17 protein-coding genes are annotated in these 15,168 nt (G+C 67.1%); 13 read left to right on the top strand and 4 right to left on the bottom strand.

Going from position 1 to position 15,168, the window contains the following annotated elements:
* From AKJ13_RS00445 to AKJ13_RS00470, 6 genes are all read left to right on the top strand, one after another.
* Positions 1 to 672, top strand: coding sequence for an ABC transporter permease subunit (locus tag AKJ13_RS00445; protein WP_050731633.1), 672 nt, complete (start codon positions 1 to 3; stop codon positions 670 to 672).
* Between the two features lie 15 nt (positions 673 to 687).
* Entirely contained in the window at positions 688 to 1,353 is a 666-nt protein-coding gene (locus AKJ13_RS00450) for an amino acid ABC transporter permease (protein WP_050731634.1), read from the top strand.
* 93 nt (positions 1,354 to 1,446) lie between these two features.
* The gene (locus AKJ13_RS00455; RefSeq protein WP_050731635.1) at positions 1,447 to 2,373 is read left to right on the top strand and encodes an N-carbamoyl-D-amino-acid hydrolase; all 927 of its coding nucleotides are present in this window, start codon (positions 1,447 to 1,449) and stop codon (positions 2,371 to 2,373) included.
* Positions 2,374 to 2,381: 8 nt separating this feature from the next.
* Positions 2,382 to 3,845, top strand: a complete 1,464-nt coding sequence (hydA, locus tag AKJ13_RS00460; RefSeq protein WP_050731636.1) for a dihydropyrimidinase — start codon at positions 2,382 to 2,384, stop codon at positions 3,843 to 3,845.
* On the top strand, positions 3,842 to 4,513 hold the full coding sequence (locus AKJ13_RS00465; protein WP_050731637.1) for an aspartate/glutamate racemase family protein: 672 nt from the start codon (positions 3,842 to 3,844) through the stop codon (positions 4,511 to 4,513). The genes hydA and AKJ13_RS00465 overlap by 4 nt, the downstream gene beginning before the upstream one ends.
* A 19-nt stretch (positions 4,514 to 4,532) precedes the next feature.
* Positions 4,533 to 5,483, top strand: a complete 951-nt coding sequence (locus AKJ13_RS00470; RefSeq protein ID WP_144426144.1) for a LysR family transcriptional regulator — start codon at positions 4,533 to 4,535, stop codon at positions 5,481 to 5,483.
* Between the two features lie 155 nt (positions 5,484 to 5,638).
* Here AKJ13_RS00470 and AKJ13_RS00475 read toward each other — a convergent pair whose 3' ends face one another.
* The 4 genes from AKJ13_RS00475 to AKJ13_RS00490 form a co-directional block, all read right to left on the bottom strand.
* Positions 5,639 to 6,319, bottom strand: coding sequence for a GntR family transcriptional regulator (locus tag AKJ13_RS00475; protein ID WP_082316815.1), 681 nt, complete (start codon positions 6,317 to 6,319; stop codon positions 5,639 to 5,641).
* 32 nt (positions 6,320 to 6,351) lie between these two features.
* Complete coding sequence (locus tag AKJ13_RS00480; protein ID WP_050731638.1) at positions 6,352 to 7,155, bottom strand: transporter substrate-binding domain-containing protein; 804 nt, start codon at positions 7,153 to 7,155, stop codon at positions 6,352 to 6,354.
* Between the two features lie 76 nt (positions 7,156 to 7,231).
* Positions 7,232 to 7,915 carry an amino acid ABC transporter permease gene (locus tag AKJ13_RS00485; RefSeq protein ID WP_050731639.1) on the bottom strand — a complete coding sequence of 228 codons (684 nt, stop codon included), beginning with the start codon at positions 7,913 to 7,915 and terminating at the stop codon, positions 7,232 to 7,234.
* Between the two features lie 34 nt (positions 7,916 to 7,949).
* Complete coding sequence (locus AKJ13_RS00490) at positions 7,950 to 8,762, bottom strand: amino acid ABC transporter ATP-binding protein (protein WP_050731640.1); 813 nt, start codon at positions 8,760 to 8,762, stop codon at positions 7,950 to 7,952.
* A 242-nt stretch (positions 8,763 to 9,004) separates the two neighbouring features.
* Between AKJ13_RS00490 and AKJ13_RS00495 the strand changes: the two genes are divergently transcribed.
* The 7 genes from AKJ13_RS00495 to AKJ13_RS32470 all read left to right on the top strand — a co-directional run bounded on the left by AKJ13_RS00495 (position 9,005) and on the right by AKJ13_RS32470 (position 15,000).
* Positions 9,005 to 9,967 (top strand): hydroxyacid dehydrogenase, encoded by a 963-nt coding sequence (locus AKJ13_RS00495; protein WP_244471464.1) that lies wholly within the window; start codon positions 9,005 to 9,007, stop codon positions 9,965 to 9,967.
* A 23-nt stretch (positions 9,968 to 9,990) separates the two neighbouring features.
* Positions 9,991 to 11,262 (top strand): Zn-dependent hydrolase, encoded by a 1,272-nt coding sequence (locus AKJ13_RS00500; protein ID WP_082316816.1) that lies wholly within the window; start codon positions 9,991 to 9,993, stop codon positions 11,260 to 11,262.
* A 31-nt stretch (positions 11,263 to 11,293) separates the two neighbouring features.
* Positions 11,294 to 12,067 carry a 5-oxoprolinase subunit PxpA gene (locus AKJ13_RS00505; RefSeq protein WP_050731642.1) on the top strand — a complete coding sequence of 258 codons (774 nt, stop codon included), beginning with the start codon at positions 11,294 to 11,296 and terminating at the stop codon, positions 12,065 to 12,067.
* Positions 12,060 to 12,800, top strand: coding sequence for a 5-oxoprolinase subunit PxpB (pxpB, locus tag AKJ13_RS00510; protein WP_050731643.1), 741 nt, complete (start codon positions 12,060 to 12,062; stop codon positions 12,798 to 12,800). Before AKJ13_RS00505 ends, pxpB begins: the two co-directional genes overlap by 8 nt.
* Positions 12,793 to 13,827, top strand: a complete 1,035-nt coding sequence (locus AKJ13_RS00515; protein ID WP_050731644.1) for a biotin-dependent carboxyltransferase family protein — start codon at positions 12,793 to 12,795, stop codon at positions 13,825 to 13,827. The genes pxpB and AKJ13_RS00515 overlap by 8 nt, the downstream gene beginning before the upstream one ends.
* Positions 13,828 to 13,880: 53 nt before the next feature.
* Complete coding sequence (locus AKJ13_RS00520; protein WP_050731645.1) at positions 13,881 to 14,294, top strand: VOC family protein; 414 nt, start codon at positions 13,881 to 13,883, stop codon at positions 14,292 to 14,294.
* 304 nt (positions 14,295 to 14,598) lie between these two features.
* Positions 14,599 to 15,000 carry a hypothetical protein gene (locus tag AKJ13_RS32470; RefSeq protein WP_244471465.1) on the top strand — a complete coding sequence of 134 codons (402 nt, stop codon included), beginning with the start codon at positions 14,599 to 14,601 and terminating at the stop codon, positions 14,998 to 15,000.
* The last annotated feature ends 168 nt before the right edge of the window (positions 15,001 to 15,168 follow it).

Raw genomic sequence — 15,168 nt, forward strand, 5'->3', positions numbered from 1 at the left:
ATGTCCGGCTTCCTTGCGACGTTCTTCGACCCGACGACCATCGCGACCTATGCCCCTGCAATAGGGAGCGGCGTGCTGATCACGCTGCTCTTGGCGACGGAGATCATATGCGCGGGCGTGCTGCTAGGACTCGGGCTGGCCCTGGTGCGCGCGTTCGGGTTGCGCCCTATCAACTTCGTTCTGATCGCGTTCGTCGACGTGTGTCGCGCGATCCCCCCGCTTGTCCTGATCATCCTGATTTATTTCGGGTTCCCGAACATTGGCATCAGCCTGAGCGGATTCGTGGTCGTATTCATCGTGCTGACGGCTGTGCTTGCGGCGTTCGCGGAGGAGGCGTTCTGGGCCGGCCTGACGGCGCTGCCCCGCGGGCAGTGGGAAGCCGGCCTAGCCACCGGCCTGAGCTTTTCCGTCACCCTCGTCTTCATCGCCCTGCCGCAGGCCCTGCGCATCGCGCTGCCGCCGCTGATGAACCGGGTTCTGGCCATCGCGAAGATGACCGCGCTCGCCTCGGTCGTCGGCGTCGAGGAGATCCTGGGAGCGGCCAACTCCGCCCAGAGCCAGTCGGGCAGCGCGACGCCGCTCGCCATGGCCGCGATCGCCTACCTGATCGTCTTCTTCCCCGTGGCCGTGGCGGCGCGGCTGCTCGAGAGCCGGTTCCACTGGAAGACTTAGCGGGTGGGGTGAATCGTGGACGATATCGTCGCGCAGTTCTTTAACATCGAGGTCGTCGCAAAGGCCGCCCCGCTGCTACTGCAGGGCCTCGCTATGACGGCACAGCTCTGCGCAGCTGTGATCGGGCTCGGCTTGGTGGCCGGCATCGCGGTCGCCGTGGCCAGCCTGAGCCACAACCGTCTGGTGCGTTACGCGACGGTGTTCTACGTCGACGTATTCCGGGCCCTGCCGCCGCTGGTGCTGCTTGTCTTCATCTACTCCGGTCTGCCTTTCGCCGGGCTAGCCCTATCGCCGTTCCAAGCGGTGGTAATCGCCTTCGTGCTCAATAACGCGGCCTATTACGGCGAGATCTACCGGGCCGGCCTGCTGTCCGTACCCAGGGGCCAGCGAGAGGCCGGCTTGGCCACCGGCCTGTCCCCCACCCAGATCTTGGTTTCCGTACTGCTTCCGCAAGCAGTCCGTAACGTCCTGCCCGATCTGATCTCGAACACGATCGAGGTCGTGAAGCTCACCTCTATTGCTTCCGTCGTATCGCTCGGCGAGTTGCTCTACGACGCTAACATGGCCCGATCGCTGACCTACAACGCCTCGCCCCTGGTGGCAGCCGCCCTGATCTACCTGATGGTGCTCTGGCCGCTCGTGCGGTTGGTGAGCCGCTACCAGCGCAAGTTGGCGATCTGAGGTCGCCGCCGCTTCTACCGTTTGCGAGCACCGCCTCGGCGGCGAATGCATCGCAACTGCATTCGCGCAGCCCGAATTTGGAAGGACCGGTACATGGCAGATTTCGTCGTCGGTGGTGCCCAGATGGGCCCGATCCAGCGGGCCGACACCCGCGAGGACGTGGTTGCGCGCATGATCGCGCTATTGGAGCGAGCGGCCGTGGCCGGCGTCGAGATGCTGGTCTTCCCGGAACTGGCGCTGACCACCTTCTTCCCGCGCTGGTACGCCGAGGACCGCGCGGAGTTCGACAAATACTTCGAACGGGAGATGCCGAACGCGGTCACGCAGCCTTTGTTCGATCGTGCGCGGGAACTGGAAATTGCCATCACCTTCGGCTACGCCGAGCTGACCCCGGAGGGGCGGCACTTCAACACGTCGATCCTCACCGACCGGGCGGGCCGGATCGTGGGCAAGTACCGCAAGGTCCACCTGCCAGGACACGTGGAGCACGACCCCGAGCGCAGCTTCCAGCACCTGGAGAAGCGCTACTTCGAACCAGGCGACCTCGGCTTTCCGGTCTGGCGCAACGCGGGCGTCGTAATGGGTATGGCGATCTGCAACGACCGGCGCTGGCCCGAGGTGTACCGCTGCATGGGCCTGCAGGGGGTGGAGCTCGTCACGCTCGGCTACAACACGCCCTCGGTGAACAGTCAGAAGGGCGAGGAAGGCTTGGAGAGGCGCCTATTTCACTCGGACCTGTCGATGCAGGCGGGCGCCTACCAGAACGCGACCTACGTGGTCGGGGTCGCCAAGGCCGGCGTCGAGGACGGGCACCATCTGATGGCCGGGTCGATCATCGTCGATCCGAACGGCGTCATTATCGCTCGTGCGAAAACCGAAGGGGACGAGCTGATCAGCGCCGCGTGCGACTTCGCCGCCTGCCGTTTCGGCAAGGAGACGATGTTCGACTTCGCCCGCCACCGCCGCCCGGAGCATTACGGGCGCATCACATCGCAATCCGGGGTCGTCCTAGAGGTTTGAGGTCCGCCATGGCCGAATTCGACACCGTCATCTACGGCGGGACCATCGTCACTGCCACCGAGACTTTTCGCGGCGACCTCGGCATCAAGGCCGGCAAGGTCGAGGCGCTTGCTGGGCGGATCCCCGGCGGCGAGCGCCGTATCGACGCGGGCGGGCGCCTCGTCGTCCCTGGTGGAATCGAGGCGCACTGCCACATCGCCCAGGAGAGTTCGGCCGGCCTGATGACGGCGGACGACTACTACACCGGATCGGTCTCGGCGGCGTTCGGGGGCAATTCGTGCATCGTGCCGTTTGCGGCCCAGCACCGCGGGCAGTCGATTCCCGAGGTGCTGGCCACCTACGACGGCCGCGCCGCACCGAACGCCGTGCTCGACTACTCCTACCACCTCATCGTCTCCGATCCGACGCCGGAGGTGATCGAACGGGGGCTGCCCGATGCGTTCGCGCGGGGCGTGACCTCGTTCAAGGTCTTCATGACCTACGACCTGATGAACGTCGGCGACGCAGGGCTGCTCGAAGTCCTCTCGGTCGCCAAGGCGCATGGCGCGCTGACCATGGTCCACGCCGAGAACCATGCCATGGTCGGGTGGATGAACGCGCGGCTCGCCGCCGCCGGCGCACGCGAGGCCCGCTTCCACGCGGTCAGCCGTCCGGAGCTGGCCGAGGAGGAGGCAATCAACCGTGCGGTCAGCCTCGCCAAGCTCGTGGACGCGCCGCTGTTCGTCGTGCACGTCTCGACTCAGGGAGGTGCCGAGATCGTCCGGCGCGAGAAGGCCGCTGGCACGCGCCTTTTCGCCGAGACCTGCCCTCAATACCTCGCGTTCACGCGCGCCGACCTCGACCGTCCGGAGGCCGAGGGGGCCAAGTTCATCTGTTCGCCGCCCTTGCGCGACGGGCAGACCCAGGACGCGCTCTGGCGCCACGTCGCCACGGGCACCTTCGACAGCGTCTCCTCCGACCACGCGCCCTACCGCTTTGACGACACCGGAAAGTTCAGCGCCGGTCCCGATGCGCCCTACGGCAAGATCGCCAACGGCATGCCCGGCATCGCGGCGCGCTTGCCGTTCCTGTTCTCGGAAGGCGTCGTCGCCGGGCGGATCAGCCTAGCTCAGTTCGTCGCCCTGTCCTCGGCCAACGCCGCCCGCACCTTCGGGCTCGTCACCAAGGGCAGCCTCATGCCGGGCTTCGACGCCGACGTGGCAATCTGGGACCCAGAGCGGACGCGGACCGTCACACTGGAGGACCAGCACGACGCGATGAACTACACGCCATTCGAGGGTCGGCGCCTGACCGGGGTGCCCACGACCGTGCTAAGCCGCGGCCGGGTCGTGATCGACGAGGGCCGCCTCGTCGGTGTGCGCGGTGGGGGGCGCTTCGTCGCGCGCGCGCCCTCCGGCGCCGGATTGGCGCCGGGACACCGGATCCCGGAATACGCCGTCTCCGCCGCGTACGGGAGGCCGATCGCGCCATGATCGCCAGGACCACCGCCCCCATCGTGGTCGTCAACCCCAACAGTGACGCCACCGTCACGACGGCCCTGTCCGTCGCGGCCGAGCCGTTCCGGATGCCGGGCGCCCCATCGATCGAATGCGTGACCTTCGACGACGGCCCACCTGGCATCCTTACTGAGCTGCACGTCCACGAGGCTGCTCTGCGCTTCGGGCAGTATGCCGCCGAACGGCGGGACGCAGGAGCGTTCATCTGCGCCTGCTACTCCCAGCCCGGCGTCGACCTCGCACGCTCGCTCACGACGGTGCCGGTGTTCGGGATCCAGGACGCGGGGGTGCTCGCCGCGTTGGCGCGGGCCGACCGGTTCGGGGTGATCGCTGTGGCGCAGGGCTCGATCCCGCGCCACCTGCGGCACCTGCGCCGGATGGGCGTGGAGCACCGGCTGGCCGCGGAGGTGGCGCTCGCCGAGCCAATCAGCGTGGCCGAGAGCGGCCGGGGTGAGCGCAGTCTTGCGCTCCTGATGCGGGCCGGGGCCGAGTTGGTCGAAGCCGGTGCGGGGGCGATCGTCCTGGGTTGCGCGGGCATGTCTGGCCATAAGGACAGGCTCGCGGCGGAACTGGGCCTGCCAGTCATTGACCCTGTCCAGGCCGCCATTGGCCTGGCGCTCAGTTCCCTGTTGACAACACCTTGATGAACAGATCGCAGATCGCATGACGGACGATCCGCCGGCCGGCATGAACGGGCGGGAGCGGCTGTCGTTGCGCCTGCTGTCCATCTTCAGCGCTCTCATGGGTGGTGCGACAACCAAGGAAGCTGCCGAAGGCCTCGGTATCTCGCAGCCCGCCGTTTCCAACGGCATCAAGCAGTTGGAGACAATGCTGGGTGTCAATCTGTTCGAGCGTCTGCACCGCCGTCTCGAACCGACGGAGGAAGCATTCCAGCTCTATGCGGAGATCCAACCGGTCTTCTCGATCGTCAGAGGGTTCGAGGCGCGCGCCAAGGCCATGCGTCTCGGCGTATCCGGACGTCTCCGCATTCTGTCCACGCCCCCGTTGGGTCACTCCGTCGCCGCCAAAGCTCTGAGCGCCTTCCTCCAGAGTAGGCCGGACGTGACCGTGTCCTACGACGTCAGACGTCTGGAGAGCGTCGTCGACGCAGTGCACAACGGGACGGTCGACGTCGGCCTGGGGCTGGGTTTCGACGCGCATCAGACGCTGAACATCGAGGTGTTGGCCTGGGTCGACCTGGTCTGCCTCGTGCCGGCCGATCACCCCCTCGCCGAAGCGGAGGCTATTTCGGTGCAGGATCTCAAGGACCACGACCATATCGGCCTGGATGCCGAATCCCCCTTAGGGAATACGATAAGGACCATCTTCATACGCGAAAGGGTCGACTATGCGCCGCGCGTCGAGGTGCGATACTGCGCCACCGCGGCCGTTCTGTCGGAAGCCGTCGGCGTGGCCACGATCGTTGATCCTTTTACTGCCCTCGGCATCCCTCCGTCGCAGGTGGCTCGCCCCTTGATCCCGGCCTGCACAATTCCCGTGGCGCTCATGTATCGCGCCGGAGTACCTCGCCCGGCACTCGTCTCCGCCTACGTGAATGAAGTCCGAAAAATGCTGCGGGGCATGGGGCGGGATCCGCTCGACATGTCCGGCTGAGCTATGCTTCGCAGGGGAGCATCCTCCTCCACCGTTGGGATGGAACGGCGTCGGGGCGATCGGGAAGACGCCGTTCGCGCTCGAGAGGGGCGACATGGTCTCCCCTGTTTGGGAGTGCACGCCAGCCGTCGGTTCCGCGTCGGCTGTTCCGGGATTCAGATTTCGCTGAGGCGGCGGATGATGCTCTGCTTCAGGTTCTCGATATGCGCCTCGATGGCATCGGCCGCGGCCGCGGCGTCCCCGGCGTGAAGGGCGGCGACGATCGCCAGGTGTTCGCGGTGTACCGGCTCGAACCGCTCAGGCAGCCGGCTGAGATTAAACATCTGCGTCTTGATCCGGAGATCCTTGATCGTCTTCGCGAGGATGGCGTTGTTGCTGCTGTCGGCAATCAGCTCGTGGAACCGTCGATCGAGCTCCCAATTGCCTGGCGCGAGCGGATCGCCCGCGGAGAGCAGAGCCTCGATATCCGAACGGAGGCGGTCCAGCTCCGCCTGAGGGATGCGACCCGTGGCGAGCCGCACGCTCTCGCGCTCCAGGAGGCGTCGGACGTGCAGGATCTCGATGAGCTCCCGCAGGGAGAACTCCTTGACCACGAGCATCCCGCCGGGCTGCCGCTCGACCAGCCCCTCCGTCTCCAGGCGGGACATCGCCTCGCGGGTCGGTGTACGCGAGATATCGAGCATCTCGGCGAGTCGGCGCTCGTGGAGCGCCGTACCCGCCGGGATTTCACGCCGGACGAGCATGTCGAGCAGGCGGTCGTAGGCCATCAGGCCGAGGCTCTGGCCACGCCGCGCGCCCAACTCGCTGGCATAAGCCGCCGCGTCGATGGCCTTCATCCCGTCTCCTCCTCGAACGCCCCGGGAGCGCCTTACTGCGCTGCCGTGTGGATAGGCTCCTTCGGGGCCGGGCTGAACCCGATGAGCGGCGTCGTCAGCTTCGCGTAGGTGCCGTCGGCCACCATGTCGGCCAGCGCCTTGTTGACGGCCGCCTGGAGGTTCGGCTTCCCCTTCTTGATCGCCAATCCCTTCTGAATGGTGCTGAGCGGCGCGTCGAGCATCACCAGCGGCAGCTTCCGGTCCTTGATCGCGTAGGTGCCCGCGACTGCGTCGTTGACGACCGCGTCGAGATTGCCCGTCATGAGATCCTGCATCGCGTCGGCCGCCGACTTGTAGCTCTTCAGGTTCGCGCCGTTCTCCTCGGCTAGCTTGCCGAAGGTCGAGGCGGCGACGGCACCGACGTTGCGGCCCTTGAGGTCGGCCGCCGAGGCGATGCCGCTGTCCTTACGGGTGATGATCCGCGCTCCGGACTGGAGCCACCCGTCCGCGAACGCGACCTGCTTCTGGCGGGCCGGCGTGATGTCCATGGAGGCGCTGGTCATATCGTACTGATCCGCCATGAGGCCGATCAGCAGCGCGTCGAACTTGATGATCACCGGGACGTATTCCAGACCCAGGCGCCGGGCGATCTCCCGACTGACGCGGATCTCCAGGCCGTCGAGTTCGCCGTTGGGCATGCGCATGCTGAACGGGGCGAAGGTACCCTCGGTCGCGACCTGCAGCTTGCCGGGCTGGATCAGCTCGAGGTCGCCCGCGCGGGCGCCGGAGGGCGCTAGCGGCTGACCTAGGAACCCGGCGCAGAGAGCGGCGAGCGCGAGAAGACGTCTGCGGTTCATGATGGATCTCCGGATGTGTGGACGGCCGGGACGGGGCGAACTTCGACGCGGCCCGGCCCGCGGCGGAGCGGAACGGCTAGGACAGGCGGGCGTAGCGCCGCTCGAAGTAGGCCGAGAGCTGCGATAGCACGGACGTGATGACGAGGTAGATCAGTGCCGCCGCGATGTAGAAATCGAACGGCCGGAAGGTCGTGGCGATCATGAGCTGCGCGTAGAGTGTCAGTTCCACCACGGTGATCGTCGACAGGAGCGAGGTGTTCTTGACCGCCGAGATCGCCTCGTTGGTCAGGGACGGCAGGATCATGCGGAAGACCTGCGGCAGGACGATCCGCACCATCATGATCCGTGGGCTCATGCCCAAGGCCAGAGCCGACTCCATCTGGCCTCGATGTATCGCCGCCAAGCCCGCGCGGATCGTCTCGGCCACGTAGGCGCCGCTGCTGACGCCCAGCGCGATGATGCCGGCGGTCACGGGCGAGAGCTTCACGCCGATCTGCGGCATGCCGAAATACACGATGAAGACCTGCACCAGGGTCGGCGTGCCCCGGATGAACCAGACGTAGAAGCTCGCCAGCGCCCTGAACGGCGTGAAGGACGAGCGCTTGCCCAGCGCCCCGAGCAGTCCGCAGACCCAGCTTACCAAAATGCTCGCGACCGTTACCCCTAGCACCACCAGGGTCGCCGTCAGAAAGCCTGGTCCGTAGCTTGTGATCTCGTCCCACCAGACGAGCCACATGTCCTGCAGCGACGCGATGCTCATGGTCGATCTCCCTGTCCGCCGCTAGGCCCGCCGTTCATGTCGTGGCGCCGAGTTGGGCCGGCTCATGCAGCACGCGTCGCAGGAACTGCCGCAGACGGTCGCTCTTGGGCGCGCCGATCACGTCGGCGGGCGGCCCATCCTCGGCGATCACGCCGCCGTCGAAGAACAGGGTGCGGGTGCCGACGTCCCGGGCGAAGGCCATCTCGTGGGTGACGAGCAGCATCGTCATGCCGTCAGCCGCGAGGGAGCCCATCAGCGCCAGAACCTCGCCCACCAGCTCCGGGTCGAGGGCCGAGGTCACCTCGTCGAACAGCATCACCTTGGGCGCCATCGCAAGCGCCCGAACGATCGCCACGCGCTGCTGCTGCCCGCCGGAGAGCTTCGACGGGTAGGCGTGCCGCTTCTCGTAGAGGCCGATGCGCTGGAGCAGCGCCTCGGCCTCCGCGACCGCCTGCCGCCGCGGCATCCGCCGCACCCGGATCGGCGCCTCGATGACGTTCTCCAGCACGGTCATGTGCGGCCAGAGATTGTAGCTCTGGAAGACCATGCCGATCCGCGCGCGCAGCTCGCAGAGCTGCTGCGGCGTCGGCTGGCGGCGGGCGCCCTGCTCGTAGTCGAAGGCGAAGTGCTCGAAATCCATGAAGCCGGAGGTCGGCGTCTCCATGAGGTTCAGGCAGCGCAGGAACGTGCTCTTGCCCGAGCCGCTCGCGCCGATGATCGACACGACCTCGCCCTCATGAACGTTCAGAGAGATACCCTTCAGTACCTCGAGCGAGCCGTAGCTTTTCCGTAGATCCTTGATCTGCAGAAGAGGTTTAGCGCCGGAAGTAGGCTGCGGGCATGTCATGATGGCCTCAGATCGCTTTCCGTTGCGATAGAAATCGCCTCAGATCAATGGGAATACGTCATCGTCTTGGAGAGCAGTTTTGTATGCTGCGATCCATCTGGCATTTCAGGTTGCCGGTACTGTTTGCGCTGCAAAAATCGGTTGTCATCTCTTTCCGGCAGGCTTAGATAGAGCGGTATACCAGCGGCACACAAGCGGCATTTTCGGACAGGGTTGCACAATCCGTGAGCAAAGATTGCTGTTTGATCGTCCAGCCGATCCATTCTGCGGGTCTCGACAGGCTGCGCGATGCCGGGATCGAGCCGCGCTCGGCCAGGGAAACGGATGCCCGCACCCTTGGCCGTGAAGTCGCGGACTGCGTGGCCGTCATCACCCGCGACACTGGTCTTCCCGCCGTCGTGATCGCGGCGGCACCGCGCCTACGGGTGATCGGTGTGCACGGCACCGGCACCGACCACGTCGCCATTCCCGCGGCGACGGAGGGCGGAGTCGTGGTGGTCAACACGCCCGGTACCAACGCAGCCTCCGTAGCCGAGCACGCGCTGGCGCTGATCTTCGGCTTGGCCAAGGCCTTGCCCGGGGCCGACCGTTCGGTGCGGGCTGGCGACGACGGTTTCAGATACACCGCCCGCCTCGTCGAACTCGCCGGCCTGACGCTCGGCCTGGTCGGCTTCGGCGCGATCGGCCAAGCGACTGCCCGACTTGGCTCCTCACTCGGTCTGCGAGTGCTGGCCTACGGGCCGAGTCGCCCGGATGCGGATTTCGCCGACGTCGGCGCTCTGCGGGCGACCTCGGTCGACGCGCTCCTCGGCGAAGCCGACATCGTCTCGCTGCACCTGCCGCTGACCCCGGACACACGCGGCCTGATCGGACGGCCTCAGCTCGCTCGGATGAAGCGGAGCGCCTTCCTCATCAATACCAGTCGCGGCGGACTGATCGACGAGGCGGCACTGGTGCAGGCGCTGGAGGACGGCTCGATCGCGGGCGCCGGCCTCGACGTCTTCGCGCGGGAGCCGCTGCCCGCCGACCATCCCCTGACCCGTCAGGAGCGGGTGATCCTCACGCCCCATATCGGCGGCTCCACCGAAGCGGCCCTGATCCGCACCGCCGAGACCGTGGCGGGGCGGGTGGTCGACGTGCTCGCCGGCCGGCGGCCGGGCGGGCTGGTCAATCCCGACGTCTGGCTGCACCGGCGCGCATCGTGAAGCCGAACATGTGGCCATCCGACATGAGCGAGCGAGACGTGCATAGGATCGAGGCGGACCATGACCTGTGCGAGCGTCTGTTCGCCGAGCTCCTGCACTTCAGTCGGGACGAGCCCGGCGTCACCCGTGCCGCCTACGGCGAGGGCGAGGAGCGTGCCCATGGCCTGATGCGCGATGCCGGGCTGGCACTCGGGATGAAGGCGGAGGTCGATGCGGCCGGCAACCTGTTCCTGACGATGGCGGGACGGCAGCCCGAGCTGCCGTCCTGGATGATCGGCTCGCATGTCGACACGGTACCGCACGGTGGCAACTTCGACGGCGCGGCTGGAGTGATCGGCGGTCTTGCCGCGGTCGCGGGCCTGCGTCGGGCCGGCATCGTGCCGCCGCGGCCGGTCGTCGTTGCCGTGTTCCGAGCCGAGGAGAGCGTGTGGTTTCCGGCCTCCTATGTGGGAAGCAAAGCCGCCCTCGGGCTTCTACCGCCCGACGTCCTCGACCTGCCGCGCGCCGACAGCGGCCGCAGCCTCCGGTCGCACATGGTCGAACTAGGCCTGCGGCCGGATGCCGTGGAGCGGGGCGAGACCCTGCTGCGGCCTGAGCGCATACACGGCTTCGTGGAGATGCATATCGAGCAGGGACCGATCCTCGAGGCGGCCGGGATACCTGTGGGCTTCGTCACCGCCATCAGCGGCAGTTTTCGCCATAGGAAGGCAGTCTGCCTCGGCCGCTACGGCCATTCCGGTGCGGTCGCACGCGGGGAGCGGAGCGATGCGGTCTTCGCCATGGCAGACCTGATCACCGGCTTGGACGCCCTCTGGGCCGAACTGGATGCCGAGGGGCAGCCGGCCACGATCACGGTCGGTGAGTTCTCGACCGATCCGATCGTCCACGCCTTCGCCAAGATCCCGGGCGAGGTGCGCTTCTGCCTCGATGTGCGCAGTACCGAGCCCGACGTCCTGGAGCGGATCGAGCAGGCGCTGGCTGCCCTGGTCTCGCGGATCGAAGCCGCCCGGGGTGTGCGCTTCGAACTCGGCGAGCGCACCGGTAGTACGCCCGCCCGCATGAGCGCAGCCCTGGTCACATCCCTGCGCGATCACGCTGGCCGGCTCGGTATCGCCTGCCGGACGATGGCGAGCGGGGCCGGTCACGACACGGCGGTGCTGGCCGGACAGGGCGTGCCGAGCACCATGGTGTTCATCCGCAACCAGAATGGCAGCCACAACCCGCACGAAGCCATGCGGATCGAGGACCTCTGCGCGGCCGCCACCGTCGTGGCGCACCTCGTCGCCGAGGCGTGAACCCGTCCCACCAACGAGAGAGGATGTCCCGATGATCGTCGATCTGAACTGCGACATGGGCGAAGGCTTCGGCGTCTACAGCCTGGGCGACGATGCCGAGATGCTGACCATTGCCACCTCGGCCAACATCGCCTGTGGCTTCCACGCGGGCGACCCGCTGGTCATGCACGAGACCCTGCGGCTGGCCGCGGCGAACGGCGTCCAGGCGGGGGCACATCCGGGCTTCCTCGACCTCTGGGGCTTCGGCCGGCGCCCGATCCACGGCGAGCGGCCGGCGGATATCGAGAAGGCGGTCCTCTACCAAGTCGGCGCCCTCCTGGCGCTCGCGCAGGATGCCGGCTGCCCGGTGCGCCACGTGAAGACTCACGGGGCGCTGGGCAACATCGCCGCTGAGGACGCGGACCTCGCCCTTGCGGTGGCTCGGGCTATCCGGACGTTGGACCGGGACCTGATCTTCGTAGTGATGCCGGGGCTTGAGACCGAGCGGGCCGGCGAGCGGCTCGGCCTGCCCCTAGTCCGCGAGATCTATGCGGACCGAGCCTATGAGGACAACGGCAATCTCGTCTCGCGCAAGCTCGAGGGGGCAGTGCTGCACGAGCCCGACGCCGTGGCCGAGCGGATCGTGCGAATGCTCGGCGACGGGGCCATCATCTGCCGGTCCGGAACGCGCATCCCGACCCGGATCGACAGCATCTGCGTCCATGGCGATACGCCGGGCGCCGTGGCGATGGCCGCTAGGGTGCGCGATGCGCTGTCCGCCCAGGGCATCGCGCTCAAGCCCATGGCCGAGGTCATCGATGGCTGAGTCGGAGCCGGGATACCGGCTACTCGATTGCGGCGACCGTGCCCTGACGATCGAGCTCGGCAGCGAAGTCGACGAGGTGGTCAACGCGCGCGTGCTCGCCCTCGACGATGCCCTGTGCGCGGCCGGGCTCGCCGGCCTTCTCGAAACGGTGCCGACCTACCGCTCGCTGCTCGTCCTGTACGACCCGGACGTGCTGCCGCGGGCGTCCCTTGCGGCCTGGGTGGCCGAGCACTGGCCACCGCCCGACACGGACGTAGGCCGACGGCGCCGGTGGCGCGTGCCCGTCCACTACGGCGGAGAGTACGGGGCCGATCTCGAGTCTCTCGCCGAAGGCGCAGGTCTCGAACCGGCGGAGGTGGTGGCCCTGCATGCCGGGCGCGACTATCGGATCTACATGATCGGCTTCGCGCCGGGGTTCGCCTATCTCGGTGGACTCGACCGGCGGCTGCACGCGAGCCGCAGGACGGATCCGCGGCCGAAGACACCGGCCGGCAGCGTCTCGATCGGAGGCAACCAGACCGGTATCTCGCCGCCTCTCGAACTTCCGAGCGGTTGGCAGCTCATCGGCCGTACCCCGGCACGCTCCTACGACCCGGGAAGGCCGGAGCCCTTCCTGTTCGCGGCCGGCGATGTGGTCCGGTTCGACCCGATCGACCTCGCCACGTTCGATGAACTGACTGCGGCGGCGCGGGCGGGCGACTTGGTCGCGACCATGGAGGTTCTCGATGGCTGACGGCCTCCTCGTCGTGTCGCCCGGCGTCGCGACGACCATCCAGGATGGAGGTCGCCAGGGCTACATGCGCTTCGGCATCTCCGGATCGGGGGCCATGGATCCCGATCTTCTCGCCCTCGCCAACGGCCTCGTCGGCAATCCAACCGGCATGGCGGCGATCGAGATGGCGATGGTCGGTCCTACCCTGGTCTGCGAGGTGGAAAGCTGCCGCATCGCCCTCGCCGGTGCGCCGTTCGCCATGGGGCTGAACGGGCATGGCCTCGACGCGTACACCGCCTACGACCTGAAACGGGGCGACCGTCTGAACTTCGGCGCGCCGCGATCGGGTCTGCGCGCCTACCTTGCGGTGGCGGGAGGGCTCGCGATCGAGCCGATGCTCGGCAGCATGTCGACCCACACGCGCACTCGGCTCGGCGGCCTCGGCGGCAATCCGTTGGCGGCGGGCGACCTGCTGCCGCTGCGAGGCGCCGCCCTGCCCAGCCGCCCGATGACTCTCCCGAACGCGCAACGGCCGGGCTTTGGAGGGCCGATCCGCGTGGTGCTCGGTCCGCAGGATGACCGCTTCACCGAAGAGGGCATCCGAACCTTCCTGTCCGAGGGGTACACCCTAACGGCGCGGGCGGATCGAATGGGTTGCCATCTCGATGGGCCCGCGATCACCCATGCGGCCGGCTTCAACATCGTCTCGGATGGGATCGTGAACGGCAGCATCCAGGTGCCCGGCCACGGCCGACCGCTCATCCTGCTGGCGGACCGCCACACGACCGGTGGCTATCCGAAGATCGCCACCGTGATCTCGGCCGATCTCGGCCGCCTTGCGCAGGTGCGTCCCGGCGAGACGATCCGCTTCGCAGCGGTCGGCGTCGACGAGGCGCAGGACGCCGCTCGCGATGCCCGCTCAATCCTGTCCCAGCGCCTCGCCGCGCTGATGCCGGCGGGCGGTGGAAGCTTCGACAGCGCCTTCCTGCTGGCCTGCAACTTGATCGACGGAGTCGTCTCGGCGGATCCGTACGAACCCGAGCCCTGACGACGGCTCGGTCGCCACAAACTTAGAAGTCAGACGAAGAGAGACAGACGACCGTGCTTACCCCCTTCCATCTCGCCTACCACGTCACCGATCTGGACGCCGCACGCCGCTTCTACGGCGATGTCCTCGGCTGCGCCGAGGGACGCAGCACGGAGACCTGGGTCGATTTCGACTTCTTCGGCCACCAGATCTCGTTGCATCTCGGCACGCCCTTCCAGACGACGCGGACGGGCAAGGTCGGCGACCACATGGTGATGATGCCGCATCTGGGCATCGTCCTGCCGCTGGACGCCTGGGAGGCCCTGGCCTCGCGTATCGAAGCCGCCGGGATCGTCTTCGACATCCCGCCGGTGATCCGTTTCGCCGGGGAGCCGGGCGAGCAGCGCACGATGTTTTTCTTCGATCCCAGCGGCAACCCGATCGAGGTCAAGGGCTTCCGCGATTCAGCTGGGATCTTCGCCCACTGAAGCCCTGCCATCTTTCGAGTGAAGTTTGACAGGGTGCTTCTTTTATCTCGTCCGATTACAACGGCCGCATCTCTCCCAGAACAGCTGCAGAATATACATCCGCTTCCGGGAGTGGCCGATCGCGCCTGAACGACTGTGTTGGGTTGGTCGCGGTCCGCTTTTGCGGCGGACCATCTCAGAAGCAGACCTGCTGCTTACGGCCAAACTACGCCATGCCTGATCGCCAATAAGCGCAAAACCTGCCGTTCGGGTTTGCGCCCATTCCAGCCATCTGGCCTTTTATCGGTTAGTCCCAGAAGCGGACATGGCAACTGACGACAAGCACGACCGCGAGCACCTGCTCGGGTTGAGCGAGACGCTCCAGATCAGGAACGCACCGCTCGCCGCCTGGGCCAAGGCTGCTGAGGACGAGGCCGCGCGCGTCCAGGCTCGCCTCGCCAAGGTCAAGAGCCAGTTCGACCGCTTCCGCGCCGAGGAGTTCTGGGACCGCGTCATGCAGGAGGTCGCCGAGATCCTCGCGGAACGGGGTGACATGACCACGGCTGAGATCCTGCTGGAGCTCAGAACCGTGACGCTCCGCGGCATCACCTTGCACAAGGAGCCGCTTACCTCCGGGACCCTCAAGAAGAAGATGGACGTGCGGGCGTCGTTCGAGAGCTACTTCGAGCCCCGCGCCGAGGGATGCTACGCCCGCCGCGCCGGATGACGCGCGCAGATGCACAGCCAGTGCGCCAAGGGCTTCGTGTCGAACATCACCTAGCCGATGGGCGTCGAGCCAGACTGGCAGCAAGTGGCGAGCCATGTTGTCCCCGCTTGAGCGATATCGGGGTATGCATCGCATCGGCGCCTGGGCGCGTTTCCTGTCCCGACCCCA

The sequence above is a fragment of the Methylobacterium sp. ARG-1 genome (assembly GCF_001262595.1).
In the GTDB taxonomy this organism is placed as follows: domain Bacteria; phylum Pseudomonadota; class Alphaproteobacteria; order Rhizobiales; family Beijerinckiaceae; genus Methylobacterium; species Methylobacterium brachiatum.

Excerpts from the sequence above, each read along its gene's own strand:
- AKJ13_RS00465 (WP_050731637.1), top strand. The coding sequence starts at position 3,842 with ATGATCGCCAGGACCACCGCCCCCATCGTGGTCGTCAACCCCAACAGT.
- AKJ13_RS32470 (WP_244471465.1), top strand. The coding sequence starts at position 14,599 with ATGGCAACTGACGACAAGCACGACCGCGAGCACCTGCTCGGGTTGAGC.
- AKJ13_RS00480 (WP_050731638.1), bottom strand. The coding sequence starts at position 7,155 with ATGAACCGCAGACGTCTTCTCGCGCTCGCCGCTCTCTGCGCCGGGTTC.
- AKJ13_RS00490 (WP_050731640.1), bottom strand. The coding sequence starts at position 8,762 with ATGACATGCCCGCAGCCTACTTCCGGCGCTAAACCTCTTCTGCAGATC.
- AKJ13_RS00515 (WP_050731644.1), top strand. The coding sequence starts at position 12,793 with ATGGCTGACGGCCTCCTCGTCGTGTCGCCCGGCGTCGCGACGACCATC.
- hydA (WP_050731636.1), top strand. The coding sequence starts at position 2,382 with ATGGCCGAATTCGACACCGTCATCTACGGCGGGACCATCGTCACTGCC.
- AKJ13_RS00445 (WP_050731633.1), top strand. The coding sequence starts at position 1 with ATGTCCGGCTTCCTTGCGACGTTCTTCGACCCGACGACCATCGCGACC.
- AKJ13_RS00505 (WP_050731642.1), top strand. The coding sequence starts at position 11,294 with ATGATCGTCGATCTGAACTGCGACATGGGCGAAGGCTTCGGCGTCTAC.
- AKJ13_RS00485 (WP_050731639.1), bottom strand. The coding sequence starts at position 7,915 with ATGAGCATCGCGTCGCTGCAGGACATGTGGCTCGTCTGGTGGGACGAG.
- AKJ13_RS00475 (WP_082316815.1), bottom strand. The coding sequence starts at position 6,319 with ATGAAGGCCATCGACGCGGCGGCTTATGCCAGCGAGTTGGGCGCGCGG.
- AKJ13_RS00500 (WP_082316816.1), top strand. The coding sequence starts at position 9,991 with ATGAGCGAGCGAGACGTGCATAGGATCGAGGCGGACCATGACCTGTGC.
- AKJ13_RS00470 (WP_144426144.1), top strand. The coding sequence starts at position 4,533 with ATGACGGACGATCCGCCGGCCGGCATGAACGGGCGGGAGCGGCTGTCG.
- AKJ13_RS00455 (WP_050731635.1), top strand. The coding sequence starts at position 1,447 with ATGGCAGATTTCGTCGTCGGTGGTGCCCAGATGGGCCCGATCCAGCGG.
- pxpB (WP_050731643.1), top strand. The coding sequence starts at position 12,060 with ATGGCTGAGTCGGAGCCGGGATACCGGCTACTCGATTGCGGCGACCGT.